Here is a 19,213-nt window from a genome sequence, read left to right on the forward strand (position 1 = left end):
ACTCATAAGTTTCCATTGAGCTGCTATAATACTTTTAGTTGATTTTTAATTAGCGATCTTAATTGTAGGTGAAAGTATCTAAGTTATTGCTTTAATTTATGAATTTCGAAGTAGATTAAGACTTATTTTATCAACTTTATTCTAGTTAATTAATTATGTTCTGTGGTAGCCTACATTCACAATCACTAGTCTTATTTGAATTGTCCTATTCAGTGATTTATTGATATTTTCTTATACACATAAAACCATTGAATGCCTGTCTATTGTAGTATCAACTGACATATTAAGTATGAGAAAGTAACTAATTAAATACAGTATCATCCACCTTGATTTTTAAATTTAGTGACTAAGAATACCCTATGAAATTTTCAATAATAATACCTGCCTTTAATGCTCAAATCTATATAACTAAATGTATTGACAGTATTTTAATACAAAGAAGTGATTTCTATGATCTAGAGGTACTTATTATTGATGATTGTTCAACCGATGATACATTTAACCAAATAGAAGCATTATCTTTAAAATATACAGACATTAGGGTTTTTACAACAGAGTCTAACGAGGGGCCGGGGGGAGCTAGAAATATTGGTATTAAAAATGCCACGGGCGATTGGATTATGTTTATCGATTCTGATGATCAATTACACAGTAGTGCCTTACAAACCTTATACGAGTATATTCAAAGAGGCCAAGTTAAATACGATCTTGTAGCATATAACTTTGAATATGATAACAACTCTACTGTTTTTTCCCATAATACATCTAGAAATGACTTCCAATCGTTACGAAAAAATAAAGATGAATTAATTTTAGATTACTTATCCTTATATATGGATGGTTCTGTTATTTATACCTTAATATCAAGAGAGTTGATTGAAAAAAATAAGTTAAGTTTTTTTGGTGGGTACCATGAAGATATAGATTTTCTTTTTAAAGCATACTTACATTGTGAATATTTAGGGGAAGTGGATAAATCTTTATATTTAAAACTCAATCATAAAAACTCTATTGTCAATAATACATCAATAAAACATTTCACCGGTATTTTTAGAGCCTGTAAAGAAATGTATAACTATCTCGAGAATAACAACAGTAATAACGAGAATAGAATCATTGCTTACTATGTTGGAATTATTGGTGTTTGTGCCACAAGAATAAGAACGTTGTGTAATCAAGAAGTAGATGCTCCTCTATCTCTATATAAGCAATTATATGATGAAGTATATTCAGCGCTACAACTTATTCCTATCAAAGTAAAAACACCTGTTTTAACCACTAAATATTATATGATTTATACTTTTTTTAAAGAAAATATAGAAAGTAATACATTAATCGAAGATCTTAATTATTTTGTGAGCGATATATCGGGTAAAAGTTGGAGTTGCTATGACTTACATCATTCATTATTCCTTGCGCCTGATGAAATTAGAACATGCTGTAAAAGGTTTTTTGTTAATAATAAAATGAAAGGAGATGTAGTTCTTTTAGATAATAAAAAAGACTCTATCAAAAAATTTTCAGCCCAAAACATATTAAAAGCTAAAAAGGACTTATACGTTAAAATAAACAAAGGAGCTTCAGAAGAATGCGGGGGCTGCCCATTTCTGGAATTCAAAGATTGGCCAAGTCTCAATGAATTAGATATTCAATACCTATCATTTGAATATCACTCTGTTTGTAATATGAAATGCACTTATTGTAGTGATACATATTACGGCGGGAAGAAAAGCTCTTATGAGGTAGATGTGCTTCTTGATGAGTTAGTTGAGGATAATGCTCTTAGCAACAATGCAATTGTAGTTTATGGGGGCGGGGAACCAACATTAGGTGATAATTTTACATTACTTCTAAATAAAGTAAGTCAAAGCTCATCAACCATAAAGCAAAGGGTAATTACTAACAGCACTAAATATAATGAAACAATTAAAAGGCTGATAGATATTGATAAAGTGTCAATTATAACAAGTATTGATGCTGGCACTGAAGAGACATTTTATCAAGTCAGAAAGCACAAAGGTTTTGATACGGTATTTAATAACCTTGTAAAATATTCGGAGCAGAAGCCAGAAAACATTACTATTAAATATATTATTTTGGATGAAAACAGGGATAGATTAAATATCTCCGAATTTGTAAGGCTAATAGACGAACGAAAACTACACGATTGCAATTTTCAAATTAGTTTTGATTTTAAAAAAGAAGTTATATGTTTTGAATCTTTATTATCAATTGTTTTGCTATATGGAGCATTGACTCAATTAAACGTAAGGTTGGTATTCGTCGATGACTTATTAAGAGCTAGATTACCTTATACTATTGAAATGTATAGGCTATTAACTAATAAATTGCATGAGTTAGATTGTACTTATATATTAGCCGACTATAGCAAGTTCACCGATATTGTTATTTGGGGGGCAGGAATTCAAACTCAAAAACTATTAGCTAGCAGTATTTTTTTAAAAAATACGAATATACAATATTTGGTAGATAATACAGCCAGTAAAATTGGAAATGAATTTATGGGTTATAAGGTATATGACCCTTCTATTTTATTAGAAAATGATTATCCAATACTTATTTCAGCTACTCAAGCAACACCTCAAATACTAAATGTTTTTAAACAGATGAAATTGAATGAAGATAGAATCATAAAAAGTTTTATTTTATAAATTAAGGTTTTCAATGAAATATTTCTATAAAGAGTTTTTTTGTAAGTATACGAAAGAGCTACACAACAATAAACATGGTTATTATGATGTATTTAGAACATCTTTATCGTCACGAATCTTTATTATTTATAGCTTTGAAGTAGCTATTTCATTAATGAAGCGTACTTTCAAGCTACTAACAAAAAAATACATAACTCAGGATGACTATAGCTCTATAGTAATTAATAAAAATAATTTTTTCATTATTAATATTGATAAGTTTTCTGAAATATATTTACTATTATCGGATGATTATAGTAAAGAAAAATATTTAGATTATATTGTGTTTAGAGCAATAGGCGCCCTTAAAAATAGGCTTCCCTTTGATGAACATAACTTGCAAAAGCAGTTGGAAATATCTTCCAGTTTACGCATCGACAAAAAATTAAACATGTATGATCTATCTCCAATAAATTACAATCTTAAATTTATTGGAGGAGAGCTTGGAATCATCCTTGATTTTATATTGGAACAATATGCGTATAAGCAAAAATCAATTAATATAGAAGTAGTTAAAGATGATGTTGTTATTGACTGCGGAGGAGCAACTGGTGATACCGCATTATATTTTTATGCAAAAGGAGCAAAAAAAATATATGTATATGAATTTTTACCTTCCAGTATAAAGACCATTAATCAGCAACTTTTAAATAATAATATATCTGATGAAGTTGAAATCATTAATAATGCTATTTGGAGTGAATCAAATCTTGAATTAAGTTATTTAGATAAAGGAAATGCAAGTGTTGTCGCTCAAAAAGGGAAGTACCAAAGTTCTATAGTAACTTTAAGTATTGATGATATGGTGAAAACTAAAGAGATTGAGAAAATTGACTTCATAAAAATGGATGTCGAAGGTGCTGAAGTACCTGCACTCAATGGCGCATATGAATGTATCAAGAAAGATAAACCTAAACTCGCTATTAGCGTTTATCATAAAAAAGATGATTTAATCACAATCACTTCAATAATAAAAAAAATTAATCCTAATTATAAATTGTACTTTGATTATTATACCAACACTGGGGCGGAAGCAATCTTGTATGCGATCGATAGTGATTGCCTGTGAAGAAATATATAATGTACACGCCAGGTTTTGTGGAAACTAATGGTGGGTCTATTGCCATGCACAGATTATGTGACTTAATAAATTATAATGGATTTGAAGCCTTTATATGGCTCGGAACGCTTGAGTCTGAGGTGAAGGTACATGACGACTTTAATACTCCTGCAATTAATACCGATAAACTAGATGACTTTATAGTTGTTTATACTGAAATAGTTAGCGGTAATCCTCTTAATGCAAAGCATGTCATTAGATGGTTTTTGAATAAACCGGGTTTTTTTACAAATAAAATTAACTATGGAAATAATGAACTGTATTTCTATCAACAAATTGTATTTAACGATACAGACTATAATTCTAATTTAGAGAATAAATTATATGTGTCTTATTTCAATAAAAAATTATGGCAACAAACCAATTTCAACAAAAGAAGTGGTAGCGGTTATCTTTTAAGGAAAGGGAGAGGAAGAGAAATCTCTCATAACCTTGAAAATTCAATCAAAATTGATGGAATGAATCACTCCGAGATGGAGATTATATTTAATAAAGTTAAATATTTTTATTCATATGACCTTCAAACTGCTTATACAATGTTTGCTGCAATGTGTGGTTGTATACCTATTGTAATTCCACAGAAGAACGTTTCTGCTTGTGAATGGCAACCCAGAGAAGAGTTACGATATGGCATTGCATATGGAGATACGAAAGAAGAAATAGCATATAGCAACAATACTAGGGAGAAAATAATTCCTTATTTGGACAAATTGAATGAAGAAACAAAAAGTGATGTAAAATCATTTATTAAAAAATCGCAATCTTTTTTTTCTATTAATTATAAAACCAAACAAAATATAGAAACTGAGAAACTTAATTATATCAAAAGATTAAAGGAAACTGATAATAAAATATTATTATTTGGTACAGGGAGTGGCTTGGTGTTGATAATGGATCTTTTGGAGCGTAATGGTATTCAGCCTGATTATTTTTGTGACAACGATCCTAATAAAATAGGAACTAATATCTACGGGTATAGAATAAATAAACCGGATGAAATATTAAGTAGTGATAATCAATTTGTAGTTTTAATTACTTCTATGTTTATTTCTGAGGTTACTCAACAAATTAAGAAGTATGATAATGTTAAAGAAATATTAAGTGGTTATGACGATTAAGAAAAGGCTACACAAAGTAAACTATGGGCTTTTAATATACGTTAACTAATATGCTCATTAGCGGTGTAGCATTTATTCACAAGCGTAAATTTATGTCGGTAATGCGTATAAAATAATTTCATTTCCTAAATCACCGTGTGTACGTAGATAGTAATTATAATTAGGATTAATGTCGTTGATTAAGAAGGCTACTTCCCATAAATGACTAGCTTTGTGGTATACCGAGATAGCTAAGGTAGGTCTATATTGTCTGATTATTTTTCGTGCTCCTTTTATCGCTTCTATTTCAGCTCCTTCTACATCCATTTTAATAAGATTTGGTTGGTACCCATAAGCTACCGCATCTAAGCTTACAACGGGTACTTGTACACTTCTCTCTGATTTAGTATTTACTATGTGGCTAGTCTCAGCACCAAGCTCAAAATTAAGTATTGTATTCTTTGACCAAACCCCACAAGGGTAATTAATTAGCAAATATTCAGGTGTGGTGAATTTTTCTATTACTTCTTGTAATACAACATTATTATTTAAATTAGGTTCAAATAAACTAATAGAACTAACATCTATTTTATGTTTTTTAAAGAAACTTAGTGCTATAGGAAGAGTATCTCCTGTAAATGCACCACAATCTAACATTACTATTGGTCTCTTAAGTACGGATGATAATGGTAAATCATTAGGAAAGTATTGAACCTGCCAGTCGTTTTCAATATAAGTCTTAGATGATGGTGCTAATCGAAATGCTAATATTCTTTGTAATGCATTTTTACTTTCTTCATCTTTGAACATTAAATTTAAATTTTTAATTTTATTTAAATTATTTTTTGTTTCGTTGGTACAGTCTAATAATTTTTCGGGTAATATAAATTGGTTTAAAAGTGTTGGAAATCTTTTAAGGCATTGATTAAAATCAAGACAGATATTGTATCCTTGCTCTTTTAAATCGTCAGCTATTTGACGGCTATAACATGATACGGATATAAGTACAGTACAATTTTTTGTTGGTGATGTATGTGGGCGGTATATTTTGATGCCATTATGCTCTTGTTTTTTCGAATATAAATCCAAAAAAAAGATAATGTTATAACCATTATCTTTTAATGAATTGAAAAATTTTATCCCATTACCACCTGCACCGTATATTATCAAATCTTGTGTCGTACTCATTGAAGCCTCCTTTAGTTTTTTAATGGCTTACGCCTTAGTTCGAACAAAATTAATAGAATACACTGAACTGAATAATGTATATTATTTCAGTCATTATTAAATAAGCATCTATTATTGCATGATTATTTTTTAATATTTTTTCTGTTCTATATGTTGATTAATTTTGATGACTTCAGGGTTGTCTTTTAATGCCGCTAACAATTCTAGGTAATTAAAACTTGTTTGATTATTAAAAAGTGCATAAACGGTTTGTATCATTTTATAATCATCTTCTTCATCTAAAGTTAGGCGGTAATGTGAAAGGTCTTCGCCACTTGAGAGGTTATAACAGGCGATGTCACTAAACTTTGTCATCCCCATAGTTACATGCTCTTTATCTGCATCTGTTATTGCACCTAAATGAGTTTTTTCTAAGCAGTCAAAATCGAAAATACAGCAATCTAAGCCTCGGGGAAAGCCGCTATGAGGTCCTAAACTAACCATGTTGTAAGTGTTTTCTTGATAGATTTTAATAACTTTTGATGTTAAGTCATAATCAATCAAAGGATTATCGCTGGTTAAACGCATGATAGCATCACCATAAGTTGCACCAAATTTCTTTGCTGTAAGATAATAACGTTCAAGCACGTTATCGGTACTTCCTTTGAAATATCTTATATTCAGAGTTTCGCATAAGGCAACTATTGGATCTTCAGAGCCATCGTTAGTGGTTGCTATTATGATATTTTCTCGCCAGCCTTGTAATCGCTCTATCATAATTTGTAACGCAGGCTTTTCCCCTATAGGTAAAAGTACTTTGTTGGGTAAGCGAGTTGAAGTCATTCTTGCTTGAATGATTATAAATAGTTTAGACATTGAAAGGGCTGTTATCATAGTTATATTTATATAAAGATATCAAATCACTACACTATTTTATAGCTTAAGACATAAATTAAAGCTCAAAATAATAAAGTATCTTAAATTACTCCTGCTAATGATTTAATATTGTGAGCACTTTAAGTCAATTAATGAAATTCTGTTAAAGTTGGTAAAGAGTTGGTCGTTAACCTTAATGATAGTTGGTACGATGAAACACAGTTTGAATTATTGACCTTTACAGGTAGTCCAGATATTGGGTTATTATCTCATGCCGGTGCATACCCTTAAAAGTATTTCGACATAAGAGAGGAATTATTAGCCGTTGCCAAATGGAAGCACGGCGAAATGCTTAATTAGATACAAAAGAAGTGTAGCGTTTTAAAACCTAAGGTCGCTATCCCTTTTGTAGGACAATATATTTTAGATGGTAAATTCATTATTTAAATAAATATCAAGGTTTTATAGACTGCTTTGAAGCTTTATAATTTGATGGAAAGCAATTGTTTTGGCCTCCGGAGCTAAAGGTTTAATAGCTTCAGACGTACGAATAGAAAAATATTCAGATAAAGAAATGAATAATTATGCTTTGTCATTTTCTTCTCGTCCGATGGCCTATGAAGTCACATTTTCAAATTTAGGTGAGTCAGTTGTTAATTGGGAAGAATGCTTAATAAATCATACCAAAATACATTACACAAATTTACCTTTGATACAGATACATGGTATTGCATTTGTCTTAAAGAGCTGCGGTTTTGTATGAAATTAAATAAATCAGCGCCAGAAAGTAAAATGTGTACGATAAATGCAGTTGAAAAATTCACTTATCGTTCTGAAATTTATATTGATTATAGGCACCTTTTGGGGTTACTCAGTTTATACTACCACTGGAATAATGCTGAAATAGGTTCCCATTATCATACCAGACGTATACCCAATATTTATAATCCTGATGTACAGGGTTTTCTAAATTTTTTCATCTTTAGTTGTCTATACGTGACAATTAAGGTGAAAAGATAAGTGTTTTGATTTTCCGATTAGTTAATAGGGATAGGTAAGTACAGGTGACTTTTAAAAATAGTTTTGAAATAAATGGTCGAAGTATAGGTGAAGGAATACCTGTATATATTATTGCCGAAATGTCGGCAAACCACGGCCAAGATTTAGGGCGAGCGAAAGAGCTAGTCTATGCGGCAAAAGAAGCGGGGGCAGATGCTATTAAGCTACAAACATACACTGCTGATACGCTGACTATGGACTGTAAGTTACCGCACTTTGAAGCCCAAGGGGCATGGAAAGGTCAGTATCTTTATGATTTATATAAAGGTGCATATATGCCTTGGGATTTCCATAAAGAAATTATTGAGTTAGCAAACAGTATTGGGATTACTTGTTTTTCATCACCGTTTGATAATTCAGCCGTTGATTTATTAGAAAGTTTCGACTCACCAGCATATAAAATTGCATCACCTGAAATTATTGATCATGAACTTATTCGTTATGTGGCTAAAACCGGCAAACCTATTATCATGTCTACGGGGGGAGCAACCTTGGCAGAAATTGCGGAAGCCGTACAAATTGTTGAGTCTGAAGGTGCTACCGAGCTTTGTTTACTGAAATGTACCAGTACTTATCCAGCCCCAGCAGAAAGTATTAACTTACGTACTATTCCTCATTTAGGTAAAAGTTTCCAATGTCCTGTTGGTTTGTCTGATCATACTTTAGGTAATGATGTGCCAATCGCCTCAGTTGCCTTTGGGGCCTGTGTAATTGAAAAACACTTTGTCATGAGTAAAGACGATGAGACCGCAGACAGCTTTTTTTCTATGACGCCTGACGAACTAAAAGCCTTAGTTCATGGGGTACGCCAAGTTGAAAAAGCTATTGGGCAAGTAGATTACCCATTAACAACATCAACATCACGTCGCTGTTTATATGTAATAAAAGATATTCAAGCTGGCGAGATGTTTACTCGCGATAATATCGCTAATTTAAGACCTGGCGGTGGGGAGTTAATGCCTAAAGATATTATTAGAGTGTTAGGTCGAAAATCAGGTAAACACCTTACCCGAGGTACACAATTGTCATGGCAACACCTTGCCTAGATATAGTGACTTAAAATAGTGCTTAAATATACGAGATAAATAACACATGTTAATAGAAGAAAAATTACAGTCATTTTTCAAAGCGTTTCTGATGGAGCGCGGTATTGAAACCACAGAAAGTAACTTACTTGAGTTTAATTTTGTTGAATCAGGTTTGCTTGATTCCTTTGAAATACTCACCATGATTATGGCAATAGAAACAGAATATTCATTAACTATTTCACCTGATGAATTACTTGATGGTAATAACGCGACCGTTGGTGGTCTGTTAAAAACGTTAGTGAGCAAGTAACATATATGATGTTTGCTTTTCGAGTTTCTACTTCAGTAGGTATTGGCCATGTAATGCGCATGAAGTGGCTAGCCTTGGCATTGCAAAATAAAGGTTTTCAATCAATTTTTATTTTTGACTATCTTGCCGACAACCAAGAAAATAGTCTGTTACCTTTTTTAACTGAGCTTAACAGTCTATTTTTTTACCTTGAAAAAGCTCCTAATGACGAGCACGAAGATGCGCAGTTATCACTAGCGTTTATTACCGCTTTCCCTAGCATTGAACATGTTATTTTGGATAGTTATGACTTAGGTTATAACTGGGAACAAACCCTTAAAAATGCAAATAAACGCGTTATTGTTTTTGATGATCTTGCTAGAGAGCATTGTAGCGATATTGTTTTTGACGCAAAGTGGGTTGGTTTAAAAACCAATGAGCGCTATCAGCATAAAGTCCCAGAAAGTTGTAGAACATTTTTAGGCCCGCAATATGCCATATTATCGCCCGCTTACTCGAATGTTAAGCGGGTTAAGAACAATAATAATCTAGCCATAAAAAAAGTTTTAATGTCGCTCGGTGGGGGAGGGGACCTTCAACTTATTGCTGACATTGTTGAGGTTTTATCCCAAGAAATGAAGTCGCTACCGAGGATAGAAATTTCTATTGTGATTGGCCCTAAGGCTGAAAATGCTCATGTTATTGAAGCGCTAGCTACACGATATAGAAACATTATTTTACTTTATCAGCCTAAATGTTTGGCTGATTATTACTTGCAAACTGATTTGTTTGTGGGCGCACTTGGCACTTCATTATATGAATTAGCAGCGACTAAAACGCCGGCAATTACTTTTTCAATTGCGGCTAACCAACAAAATAATTATTGTGACTTAGATGACTTAGCGCATCACCTACACCTTCCTTTTTTAGCGTTGGAAGATATCCCTAGTTTTGGCAAGTTAATTGAGATGGCTTTATTGCAACTGCCAAGGTTAACCTTGTTACGTGAATCAGCCACTGTTAACGTTGACGGGAATGGCGTTTTTAATATTGTAAATATATTACTTTGTGATGAATTGCATACCTTAACTAACTCATTACCAACAAATGTTGTAAACACGCTAAGTAATGACAAGGATATAATAGCGCTAAATGATTCATTAACTATTCGTAAAGTTAACGATAAAGATATTAATCATTATAGAGAATCTCGTAATCTGCCGAATAACAGCGAAAGAATGACCATTCAAAGCGAGATTGAACCGCTTGAGCATTATCTGTGGTGGTTTAATATTAATAATCAACGAGAGTCCTATGTATTATATAAAAGTGAACAACCATTACTCTATATTTGGCATCAAATGTTCAGTCAAAAAAGCGCTTTAGATTCTAAAAATGGCAATTGTCTAAAGCAATACTTGTATGGTGGATGGTTTACAGCACAAGGCAATGTGTCATTTAATATTGCAATGGCAGCACTGCAATGGCAACTCGAATACACACGTACTTTATTTCCGCGAGGTCATTGGTTAGCGGTAATTAATCAAGAAAATAAGTTTGTTAATTTATTAAATCAGTATATGGGGTTTTCTCAAATACCGGCTAATTCAGAAGCGTTAAAGATTACACAATCTCTTTTTCCGCAAGCATCAACAAGCCATTTTAATTATGTAGAATTAGATTTTGGCAACAGTAATGAATAATATGAATATTTACCAGCGGATTAATGAGCACAATAACCACTCACCTAATAAAGTCGCTTGCATTTATAATGAGCAGCAAGTTACTTATCACGAACTATTATCTCAAGTGGATCGTTTTGCTCAAGGTTTAGTCAATATCGGTGTAACACCAAACACGCGTATTGCTTTGTTATGTCCTAATAACATGCAGTTTGTCGTTGTGTTATTAGCGGTTGCAAAAATAGGGGCGTCTGTAGCACCATTACCATTAACGCTAAAGGGAAAAGCGTTAACCTTGGCAATCACTGGAGCCGAGTGCGATTTTGCTATCGCATGGCCTACTGCGGCGTCACTTTTAGTAAGTAACAATATTTTATCATTTCATAAGGTAATTACATTAGACACCGCAGACTTTAAAACTGCATTAGATCCTAAAAAAACTCGGCAGGAGTGGTTATATTCAGAATTATTAAACACGCCTCTAAGTCTATGGGATAGCGTAGCTAACATTGATAGTGACTTTATTTTAACGATGACGTCAGGCTCTACGGGCTCACCTAAACCAATTATATTTACACAACAAACAAAAATAGAGCGCGCGTTTAAAGCGACAATAAATTATTACCAATTAATCGAAAGTGATACTGTACTTGTTGCAACCCCCTTGTATCATTCGCTTGCTCAACGCTCTTTATTAATGCCACTCATGCTGGGCGCTACCGTGGTTATTTTACCCAAGTTTTCATTACCTGCATGGTTAAACGCCATTAGTACTCATAAGGTTAGTTTTCTGTTTACCGTAGCGAGTCAACTCGTTGCGTTGTTAACTCAATCGAAACAGAACTCTACCAGGGAAAATAAATTAAACTTCAGCTCATTACGTTGCATCGTTTCGTCTTCGGCTACATTAAAGGAAGAAGACAAAAAGCGGTTGTTGTCAGTGGTTAATTGTCACTTTCATGAATGTTATGGCGCATCAGAAGTTGGCGTAGTCACTGATTTTGATATTACTGAACAAGGTGTTCCTCTTGGTAGTGTGGGGCGAGCCCTACCAGGAATAACCGTGAAAATTTGTGACGATAAACGAGAAACTTTACCCTGTGGTAAAATTGGCGAAATAGCTTGTTTAACCCCTACGCGCTTTAAAGGGTATTTTAACTTGCCCGAACAAACGCGTGCCAGCTTTGATGATGAAGGATATTTTTATACGGGAGACTTGGGCTACCTTGACGAGCAAGGTTACTTATATTTTGTTGGTCGTACAAAAGAGGTGATTAAGACTGGGGGGATTAATGTATACCCTCAAGATATTGAGTCGGTTTTAATTGAATTACCCGAAATAAAAGAATGCGCTGCGATAGGTATTACAGATGATAAGTTTGGTGAAGTTATTTGGGTTGCCTATGTGTTAGCCGATGATCATCCGTTTGATGAGAAAAAATTAAAGTTACAAGCCATGCAACAACTAACAGATTACCAGCAACCTCGGTTTTATCAATGTTTTGATGCGTTTCCTAAAAGTGCTTTAGGTAAAGTGTTAAAGCAAGAAATAAAAGCTAAATTAATTGCCGATAGAAACACATTTATTCATTCGAGTGTAGGTTGATTGGTTATATATTTGGGAATTATAGCTTTATTTAACTTTTTGCCATTGGCTGCTTAGTGTTGACTCTTTTGCCGCTTTAAATAAATTTAGTCCATCTGCCGCGTGCTCTACACTAAAAACATACGGTGATTGAATTTTTTTATTACTTTTAAATGTATGTAATGACGTAGCGATGTCTCGATATAAGTTTGCAAATGCTTCAACAAAACCTGTTGGATGCCCTGGTTTCATTCGATTATAAATGAACTTTCCAGCATGATGGCACTGACTTGCTCTGTCGAGAATTTCACGGCGGCCATCATTAAAGCTCAGTTCGAGCTCATCAGGATTTAACTGATACCACAGCGCGCTACCTTGATCGCCATAAACTCTTATTTTTAAGCCATTTCTATGTCCTATTGCTGTTTTAGACATCCACATACTGCCTTTAATGTTATTCGGGTATTTGAGTAACATTTGAATATCATCAATAAGCTCAGGGTATTGAGAATGGTTAGAGAATTCAGCAATGGTTTCGTTTGGCTCAATATTTAATAAAAAACTTGATAAATGGTGCAAGTGCACGCCTAAATCTAAACAAATAGTGGGTAACTCTCCATCGCAAAGCCGCCAAGGTTGTGGTGTTGCTGCTTGTCCTGCGATATCTGGCGGGCGACGAAAGCCTTCTTGTGGCATTTCTAAATGAATTTTTTGTATAGCACCTAACTCACCATTAGCTATTTTATGTTTTAGCTCTCTTACCATAGCATAGCCACTATAATTGAATGTAACGGCTAAAAAGTGCTTATCTGCTTGGTAATGTTGCTTCAAAAGTGCAATTTCTTTAGGGCCGCCTACCAATGATTTTTCACAAATAATGGCTAAGTTCTTATCAAGTAGCGTTGTTAACATCGCTAAATGATCTGGTGTGGGTGTTAATAAAACAAAAGCGTCAACGTTGTCGGCTTCTTGTTGAATTAATGTTTTCCAACAAGTATATAGCCGTTCGCTATTAATATTCCAACGCTGCGCAGTTAATTCATTCGATTTTGAAGAGCGAGAAAATGCTCCCGCAACTACTTCAAAACAGTTATCAAGCTGGCTTGCTGAAAAATGTACATAACCGACAGCAGAGTCTTCTCCACCACCAATAAAGGCAAGTTTTAATGGTTTTTTATCGGGCAACATAACGAATCCTTACTTTTTGCAATATAAGAGACTTTTTTTGAGCGTTTTAATAAGAAAAGTAAATAGCGCTTATTAAGTACAATCAATTAGGTATATCCTGTTAAATTATATTTTTTAGGCAGGACACAATAAAGTCTTGTTCTTTTATGGTTAAATTTGGGTGTAGTGGCAAGGTTATTGATTGTTGGTAATATTTTTCCGCATTAGGGAAATCACCAGCTTCAAAACCAAGATTTTTATAATAAGGCTGTAAATGAATTGGAATATAGTGAATGTTCACACCGATACCAGCCTGTTTTAGTTGCTCAAATACTTTTGCGTGCTGTTTACTATTATCGAGTTGAATAATAAACAAATGATAACTGCTATAGCGGTCATCATATTGCTTTAAATGAGTTAAAGGTTGCTTAGCTAATTTTTCCGTGTAGCGTTTGGCGACAACATTTCGCTGGTTAACAAATTCATCTAGACGATTAAGCTGACTAAGCCCTAATGCAGCATGGAGTTCACTCATGCGGTAATTAAACCCTAACGCTATTTGTTGATAATACCATGAGCCGTGACTTTCTTCTGTCATGTCTTCTGGGCTACGAGTAATACCATGGCTAGACAGCAGCTTGATTTTTTTAGCTAGTGAGGGCTGATTAGTAGTGGCAATACCACCTTCTGCTGTTGTGATAATTTTTACGGGGTGAAAGCTAAATACGCAGATATCAGAATACTGACAATTACCTATAGCTGATTCTTGGTATTTTGCTCCAATGGCATGGGAAGCATCTTCAATTATTTTGAAGTCAAATTCTTTTGCGAGATCTGCAATAGTTGCCATATCACAAGATTGACCGGCTAAATGCACAGGAATTATTACTTTAGGTAATTTATTTTGTAACTTTGCTTCAATAAGTTTTTTCTTCAGTGCATTTACACACATAAGCCCTGTATCAAATTCAACATCGACAAAGTCGATGCTGGCATCACAATAAAGAGCGCAATTACTTGAAGCAACAAACGATATGGGGCTAGTCCAAACAATATCACCTTTGCTTACTTCAAGCGCCAAACAAGCAAGGTGCAAGCTCGCGGTGGCGTTACTGGTAGCAACGGCATAATCTACATTACAATATTTAGCAATTGCTTGCTCAAATTGCGCTAGAACGGGGCCTTGAGTAAGAAAGTCAGACTTTAAAACAGTAACTACAGCGTCGATATCCGCTTGGCAAATATCTTGTCTACCGTAGGGGATCATTGTTCAGCCAATTGGTTGAATGTTAATAATTGTGCATGCGTTAAAAATTGAGGATTACTTTTTGAATTATACTCAAAACCTGACTCAACAAGCTTGCCATGTTCTTTTATGGCATTGACCGTAAAGTCATTACACCTGCTTGAAAATGTGATGCTAGGCGCTATAACAAAATGATCGTCGTATTCGTAGGTGTGGTATGAATCATCGGCAGGACACATTATTTCATGTAGTTTTTCGCCAGGTCTAATGCCAATAATTTTAATCGATAGGTTAGGAGCCATTGCTTTAGCTAAATCCACTATCCTTATTGATGGAATTTTAGGAACAAAAATTTCTCCACCGAGCATGCGTTCAAAATTCTTCAATACAAAATCAACACCATCTTGTAATTTTATCCAAAAACGTGTCATTTCATCATGTGTTACGGGGATTTCACTTGCCCCCTCTTTGATTAATTTGTTAAAAAATGGTACTACAGAACCGCGAGAGCCAACTACATTGCCGTATCGAACGACAGAAAAGGTGGTGTTTTTACCACCTGAAATATTATTAGCAGCAACAAAAAGTTTATCTGAAACGAGCTTTGTTGCACCATATAGATTAACAGGATTTGCCGCTTTGTCGGTTGAAAGAGCAATGACCTTTGATACATTATTTACCAGAGCAGCAGATATGACGTTTTCGGCTCCATTGATATTGGTTTTTATGCATTCCATCGGATTGTATTCAGCTGCAGGGACTTGTTTGAGAGCTGCAGCGTGGACTACAAAATCAACACCATTCATTGCTTGAGTTAAGCGCTCTTTATCTCTAACATCACCAATGAAATAGCGCATACAGGAAGCATTAAAATCTTGCTGCATTTCATATTGCTTTAATTCATCACGTGAAAAAATGATTATTTTTTTAGGGGAATAACGTTCAAGTAAAGTTTTTACTATTAATTTACCTAAAGAACCAGTTCCACCGGTAATTAATATATTCTTATTATTAAACATAACTCATTGAACCTTATATGTATTGATTGTTGGTAAGATACCAACAATCAATCTGATTTTATATATTATTATAGGCTTTTGATGCTTTTTTATTATTACGGAATTCAGATAGTGTTTTGGTAATTGATTTTTGGCGCTCTAGTACATTAATAGTTAATTGTTGATCAAGCTCTTTAATTTGAGCTAACAAATCAGATTCAATGGCCAATTCGGCTTTAGGAAAGACTTCAAAAAGATTTTTTATTTCCAAAAACCTATCCGCTTCTATTTTTGTTAACAGCGCTAAGTCTAATTCATCTTCATTTAATAAAGATAATTCATCTTGAGATAACTGAATAATACTGTTTAATTTAACTTTTAGTGACATAAGAGTTTATTACTTAAAAACTTACTTTATTTTGTTCTTCAAATGGAATTCCGTCCCAGCCTGATTTAATTGGGAGAATAATTTGAATAATTGACTCTAATTTGTCGATATCATTGGCAGCGCTAGCTACAAATAATTCATCAGAACAGAATTTATAAAGTGCAGCTAAGTTTTCTGAAATCTCCCCACCTTGTTCAAAATCTAATGAGCCTTCGAGTACACCTATTATTGCTATAGCATTAGATATTTCAGTTCCTTTTTTGTCAAAATCATTACGTGAAATAGCACCTTTAGCTGTTGAAATATTATCTAATAATTTTTGAAATAACATAGCAACCAATTGATAAGGTGTAGCTTGTTGTGCTGCACTTTTAGTTGTTTGTTGATACTTTTTAAGTGATGCATGTGCCATAAAGGCCTCCTCATTTACTATATTTAGTAGTATAGGTAATTTGTATAATTGAAACAATTTTTCAGAGTAATAACTATTATTATAAATAGGGTTAAGACAGCGCTTGGTTATTTATTGTTACGGCAATACCTTCTTGTAGGGCTTTTTCAAATGCCTTTTGTAGTACTTTATGAGTTATATCTGTCGGGTTTTCAATTACACCATTATTATGCACAATAATATTATCCCAACCACGGGTTACTAAGTATTCTTCTATTTGAGATAGTTGTTGTTCAAAAGGCATATCTCTTGAAAACATATTAAATTCATGGCGAGTTCCTTTAGTGAACTCTTTATTATCTTGCATTAATTCAGCTGTACCGTTGATGATCAACATATTACGTTACCTTATAAAAGTGATTTTTTAACTTAGTAAACCCTGATGCTTTTTTTATGCCAACTTTATTTTATATATATTTTCTTTGCTTCATCATATGTACCTAACTGCCTGTAGCTAAGTAAACTATAGCGTTGTTGACTAGTTTTGCTACTTTATTTGAAACAGTAAAACATCTTAAACATCAATTTTTTGACAGTTTTTACTTAAATACAAAACAGTACAAATGTGTAGATTGAACTTTAAAAAGCAATTCAACTTTCCATGGAGTATTTTGTCAAAGTTATTGTTCTGACAGATTAATGACGCACATGTGTCAATTTTTTGTTGATAAATCTTGTTTAAAGGCTAGAATTGTCGGTAATACTATAAAAAATAACTATTTTCCATGCAGTGAAGAGTTAAATATGAGTGATGACGTAAACGTAACACCAAACATAACATCAGCAATAGCACCTGAAACTACAATAGGTATAAATGGGCAAGACTGCCCTCAAAAAATAGGTCTAAAACAAATTATAATTGTTGATAACGATTTAGCAAGAAGTCAGCAAATTAGTACCGTACTTGCTTTTGTTGGTGAACATTTCATTCATTGCACGCAAGATAATGCTGCCGAAGTATTAGCGGATAGTAGTCAAATTTTAACGGTTGTTTTAACCGGTAATGTTAGTGCCGATTGCGCAAATTTAATTAAAAGCAATCCTAGTATTCCGTTTCTTTTACACGATGTGCTCGACGCTAATATATTAACAAGTAAAATTAATGTTATTGGCACACTTGCAACGCCACTTAATTATGCCCAGCTTACTGAGCTTATTCATCACTGTCATCAATACCATAATAAGTTACCGCGCAGTGGCACTAAACTAAAATCAACCGCCTTGTTTCGCTCTTTAGTGGGCAGTAGCGAGCCTATGTCACAAGTTCGATTTTTAATTGAGCAAGTGGCTAAAACCCCTGCCAGTGTTTTAGTGCTTGGTGAGTCGGGTACAGGTAAAGAGGTGGTTGCTCGTAATATTCATGATTTGTCAGATCGAGGAAAACAAGCTTTTGTACCTGTTAACTGCGGTGCTATTCCTGCCGAGTTACTTGAAAGTGAATTGTTTGGCCATGAAAAAGGCGCATTTACTGGCGCTATTTCAACTCGAAAAGGGCGCTTTGAGTTAGCTGAAGGTGGCACATTATTTTTAGATGAAATAGGTGATATGCCGCAACCTATGCAAGTAAAATTGTTACGTGTTTTGCAAGAGCGCACTTTTGAGCGTGTAGGTGGCAGTAAAAGTATCAAAGCTGATGTACGCATTATTGCAGCAACACATCAAGATTTAGAAGAAATGATCAAAGAGGGCGGTTTCAGAGAGGATTTATTCTATCGTTTAAATGTGTTTCCGATTGAAACCCCTGCACTGCGTGAACGAAAAGAAGATATTCCGCTGCTATTAAAAGAGTTATTGTCTCGCTTTGAGCTTGAACAAGGTAAAAGAGTTCGCTTTACCGACAGAGCTATTGAATCGTTAATGGAGCATCCTTGGGCTGGTAATGTGCGCGAGTTATCTAATTTGATTGAACGTATGTTAATTATGTATGGCGATCAAATTGTAGACGTGGCAGAGCTACCTTTTAAATACCAACATATAGATGCGCAAGTTTATAATCCTGAATACCCTGAAGAACTTCAAGAACAAGATGTAATCAATGAGCTTTTTTCAGGCTTTGACTTTGATGATGACGAAGATATTGAAGAAACTAGTTCAGCTGAAGAAGCGTTAACTTCAGCGGTAGATACTGCTTTATTACCCGATGACGGTATTAATTTAAAAGAACACTTGGCTGATCTTGAAGTGTCATTAATTAATCAATCGTTAACTAAGCATGATTATGTGGTTGCCAGAGCCGCAGAAACCTTAGGGATGCGCAGAACAACTTTGGTTGAGAAAATGCGTAAATACGACTTACAAAAGCCAACAGAATAATTTTAGATATTTGGGTTAACAGGATCACGTTATCAG

16 protein-coding genes are annotated in these 19,213 nt (G+C 33.9%); 8 read left to right on the plus strand and 8 right to left on the minus strand.

Going from position 1 to position 19,213, the window contains the following annotated elements; genetic code table 11:
• The first annotated feature begins 359 nt into the window (after positions 1–359).
• Genes CWS31_RS09515 through CWS31_RS09525 form a run of 3 tightly spaced genes read left to right on the plus strand, consistent with a single transcriptional unit; the run spans position 360 to position 4,949 of the window.
• A complete protein-coding gene (locus tag CWS31_RS09515; RefSeq protein WP_101344132.1) occupies positions 360–2,672 on the plus strand; it encodes a glycosyltransferase in 2,313 nt (770 codons plus the stop codon).
• A 13-nt stretch (positions 2,673–2,685) separates the two neighbouring features.
• Positions 2,686–3,780, plus strand: coding sequence for an FkbM family methyltransferase (locus CWS31_RS09520; protein WP_101344131.1), 1,095 nt, complete (start codon positions 2,686–2,688; stop codon positions 3,778–3,780).
• 11 nt (positions 3,781–3,791) lie between these two features.
• Positions 3,792–4,949: a hypothetical protein gene (locus CWS31_RS09525; protein WP_101344130.1), complete on the plus strand. Its 1,158-nt coding sequence runs from the start codon at positions 3,792–3,794 to the stop codon at positions 4,947–4,949.
• Positions 4,950–5,039: 90 nt separating this feature from the next.
• Here CWS31_RS09525 and CWS31_RS09530 read toward each other — a convergent pair whose 3' ends face one another.
• Positions 5,040–6,116 carry an FkbM family methyltransferase gene (locus CWS31_RS09530; RefSeq protein ID WP_101344128.1) on the minus strand — a complete coding sequence of 359 codons (1,077 nt, stop codon included), beginning with the start codon at positions 6,114–6,116 and terminating at the stop codon, positions 5,040–5,042.
• Positions 6,117–6,245: 129 nt separating this feature from the next.
• On the minus strand, positions 6,246–6,971 hold the full coding sequence (locus CWS31_RS09535; RefSeq protein ID WP_101344127.1) for a cytidylyltransferase domain-containing protein: 726 nt from the start codon (positions 6,969–6,971) through the stop codon (positions 6,246–6,248).
• A gap of 1,064 nt (positions 6,972–8,035) precedes the next feature.
• Here CWS31_RS09535 and pseI point away from each other — a divergent pair.
• Genes pseI through CWS31_RS09555 form a run of 4 tightly spaced genes read left to right on the plus strand, consistent with a single transcriptional unit; the run spans position 8,036 to position 12,635 of the window.
• Entirely contained in the window at positions 8,036–9,076 is a 1,041-nt protein-coding gene (pseI, locus tag CWS31_RS09540; RefSeq protein WP_101344125.1) for a pseudaminic acid synthase, read from the plus strand.
• Between the two features lie 46 nt (positions 9,077–9,122).
• Positions 9,123–9,368, plus strand: a complete 246-nt coding sequence (locus tag CWS31_RS09545; protein WP_101344124.1) for an acyl carrier protein — start codon at positions 9,123–9,125, stop codon at positions 9,366–9,368.
• Between the two features lie 5 nt (positions 9,369–9,373).
• Positions 9,374–11,050, plus strand: coding sequence for a UDP-2,4-diacetamido-2,4,6-trideoxy-beta-L-altropyranose hydrolase (gene pseG / locus CWS31_RS09550; RefSeq protein ID WP_101344123.1), 1,677 nt, complete (start codon positions 9,374–9,376; stop codon positions 11,048–11,050).
• The gene (locus CWS31_RS09555) at positions 11,043–12,635 is read left to right on the plus strand and encodes a class I adenylate-forming enzyme family protein (protein ID WP_246143463.1); all 1,593 of its coding nucleotides are present in this window, start codon (positions 11,043–11,045) and stop codon (positions 12,633–12,635) included. The genes pseG and CWS31_RS09555 overlap by 8 nt, the downstream gene beginning before the upstream one ends.
• Before the next feature lie 27 nt (positions 12,636–12,662).
• On the opposite strand, the gene CWS31_RS09560 is transcribed toward CWS31_RS09555, so the two are convergent.
• From CWS31_RS09560 to CWS31_RS09585, 6 genes are all read right to left on the minus strand, one after another.
• Complete coding sequence (locus CWS31_RS09560; RefSeq protein WP_101344122.1) at positions 12,663–13,802, minus strand: Gfo/Idh/MocA family protein; 1,140 nt, start codon at positions 13,800–13,802, stop codon at positions 12,663–12,665.
• 100 nt (positions 13,803–13,902) lie between these two features.
• Positions 13,903–15,048, minus strand: coding sequence for a UDP-4-amino-4,6-dideoxy-N-acetyl-beta-L-altrosamine transaminase (pseC, locus tag CWS31_RS09565; protein ID WP_101344121.1), 1,146 nt, complete (start codon positions 15,046–15,048; stop codon positions 13,903–13,905).
• Positions 15,045–16,046, minus strand: coding sequence for a UDP-N-acetylglucosamine 4,6-dehydratase (inverting) (pseB, locus tag CWS31_RS09570; protein ID WP_101344120.1), 1,002 nt, complete (start codon positions 16,044–16,046; stop codon positions 15,045–15,047). Before pseB ends, pseC begins: the two co-directional genes overlap by 4 nt.
• Positions 16,047–16,104: 58 nt before the next feature.
• Positions 16,105–16,413, minus strand: a complete 309-nt coding sequence (locus CWS31_RS09575; protein WP_101344119.1) for a hypothetical protein — start codon at positions 16,411–16,413, stop codon at positions 16,105–16,107.
• A gap of 13 nt (positions 16,414–16,426) precedes the next feature.
• The gene (gene fliS / locus CWS31_RS09580) at positions 16,427–16,825 is read right to left on the minus strand and encodes a flagellar export chaperone FliS (protein WP_101344118.1); all 399 of its coding nucleotides are present in this window, start codon (positions 16,823–16,825) and stop codon (positions 16,427–16,429) included.
• 91 nt (positions 16,826–16,916) lie between these two features.
• A complete protein-coding gene (locus tag CWS31_RS09585) occupies positions 16,917–17,201 on the minus strand; it encodes a type 1 periplasmic-binding domain-containing protein (RefSeq protein WP_101344117.1) in 285 nt (94 codons plus the stop codon).
• Between the two features lie 407 nt (positions 17,202–17,608).
• Between CWS31_RS09585 and CWS31_RS09590 the strand changes: the two genes are divergently transcribed.
• Positions 17,609–19,177 carry a sigma-54 dependent transcriptional regulator gene (locus tag CWS31_RS09590; protein ID WP_101344190.1) on the plus strand — a complete coding sequence of 523 codons (1,569 nt, stop codon included), beginning with the start codon at positions 17,609–17,611 and terminating at the stop codon, positions 19,175–19,177.
• Positions 19,178–19,213 lie beyond the last annotated feature (36 nt).

This window comes from Colwellia echini (genome assembly GCF_002843355.2).
In the GTDB taxonomy this organism is placed as follows: Bacteria; Pseudomonadota; Gammaproteobacteria; order Enterobacterales; family Alteromonadaceae; genus Colwellia; species Colwellia echini.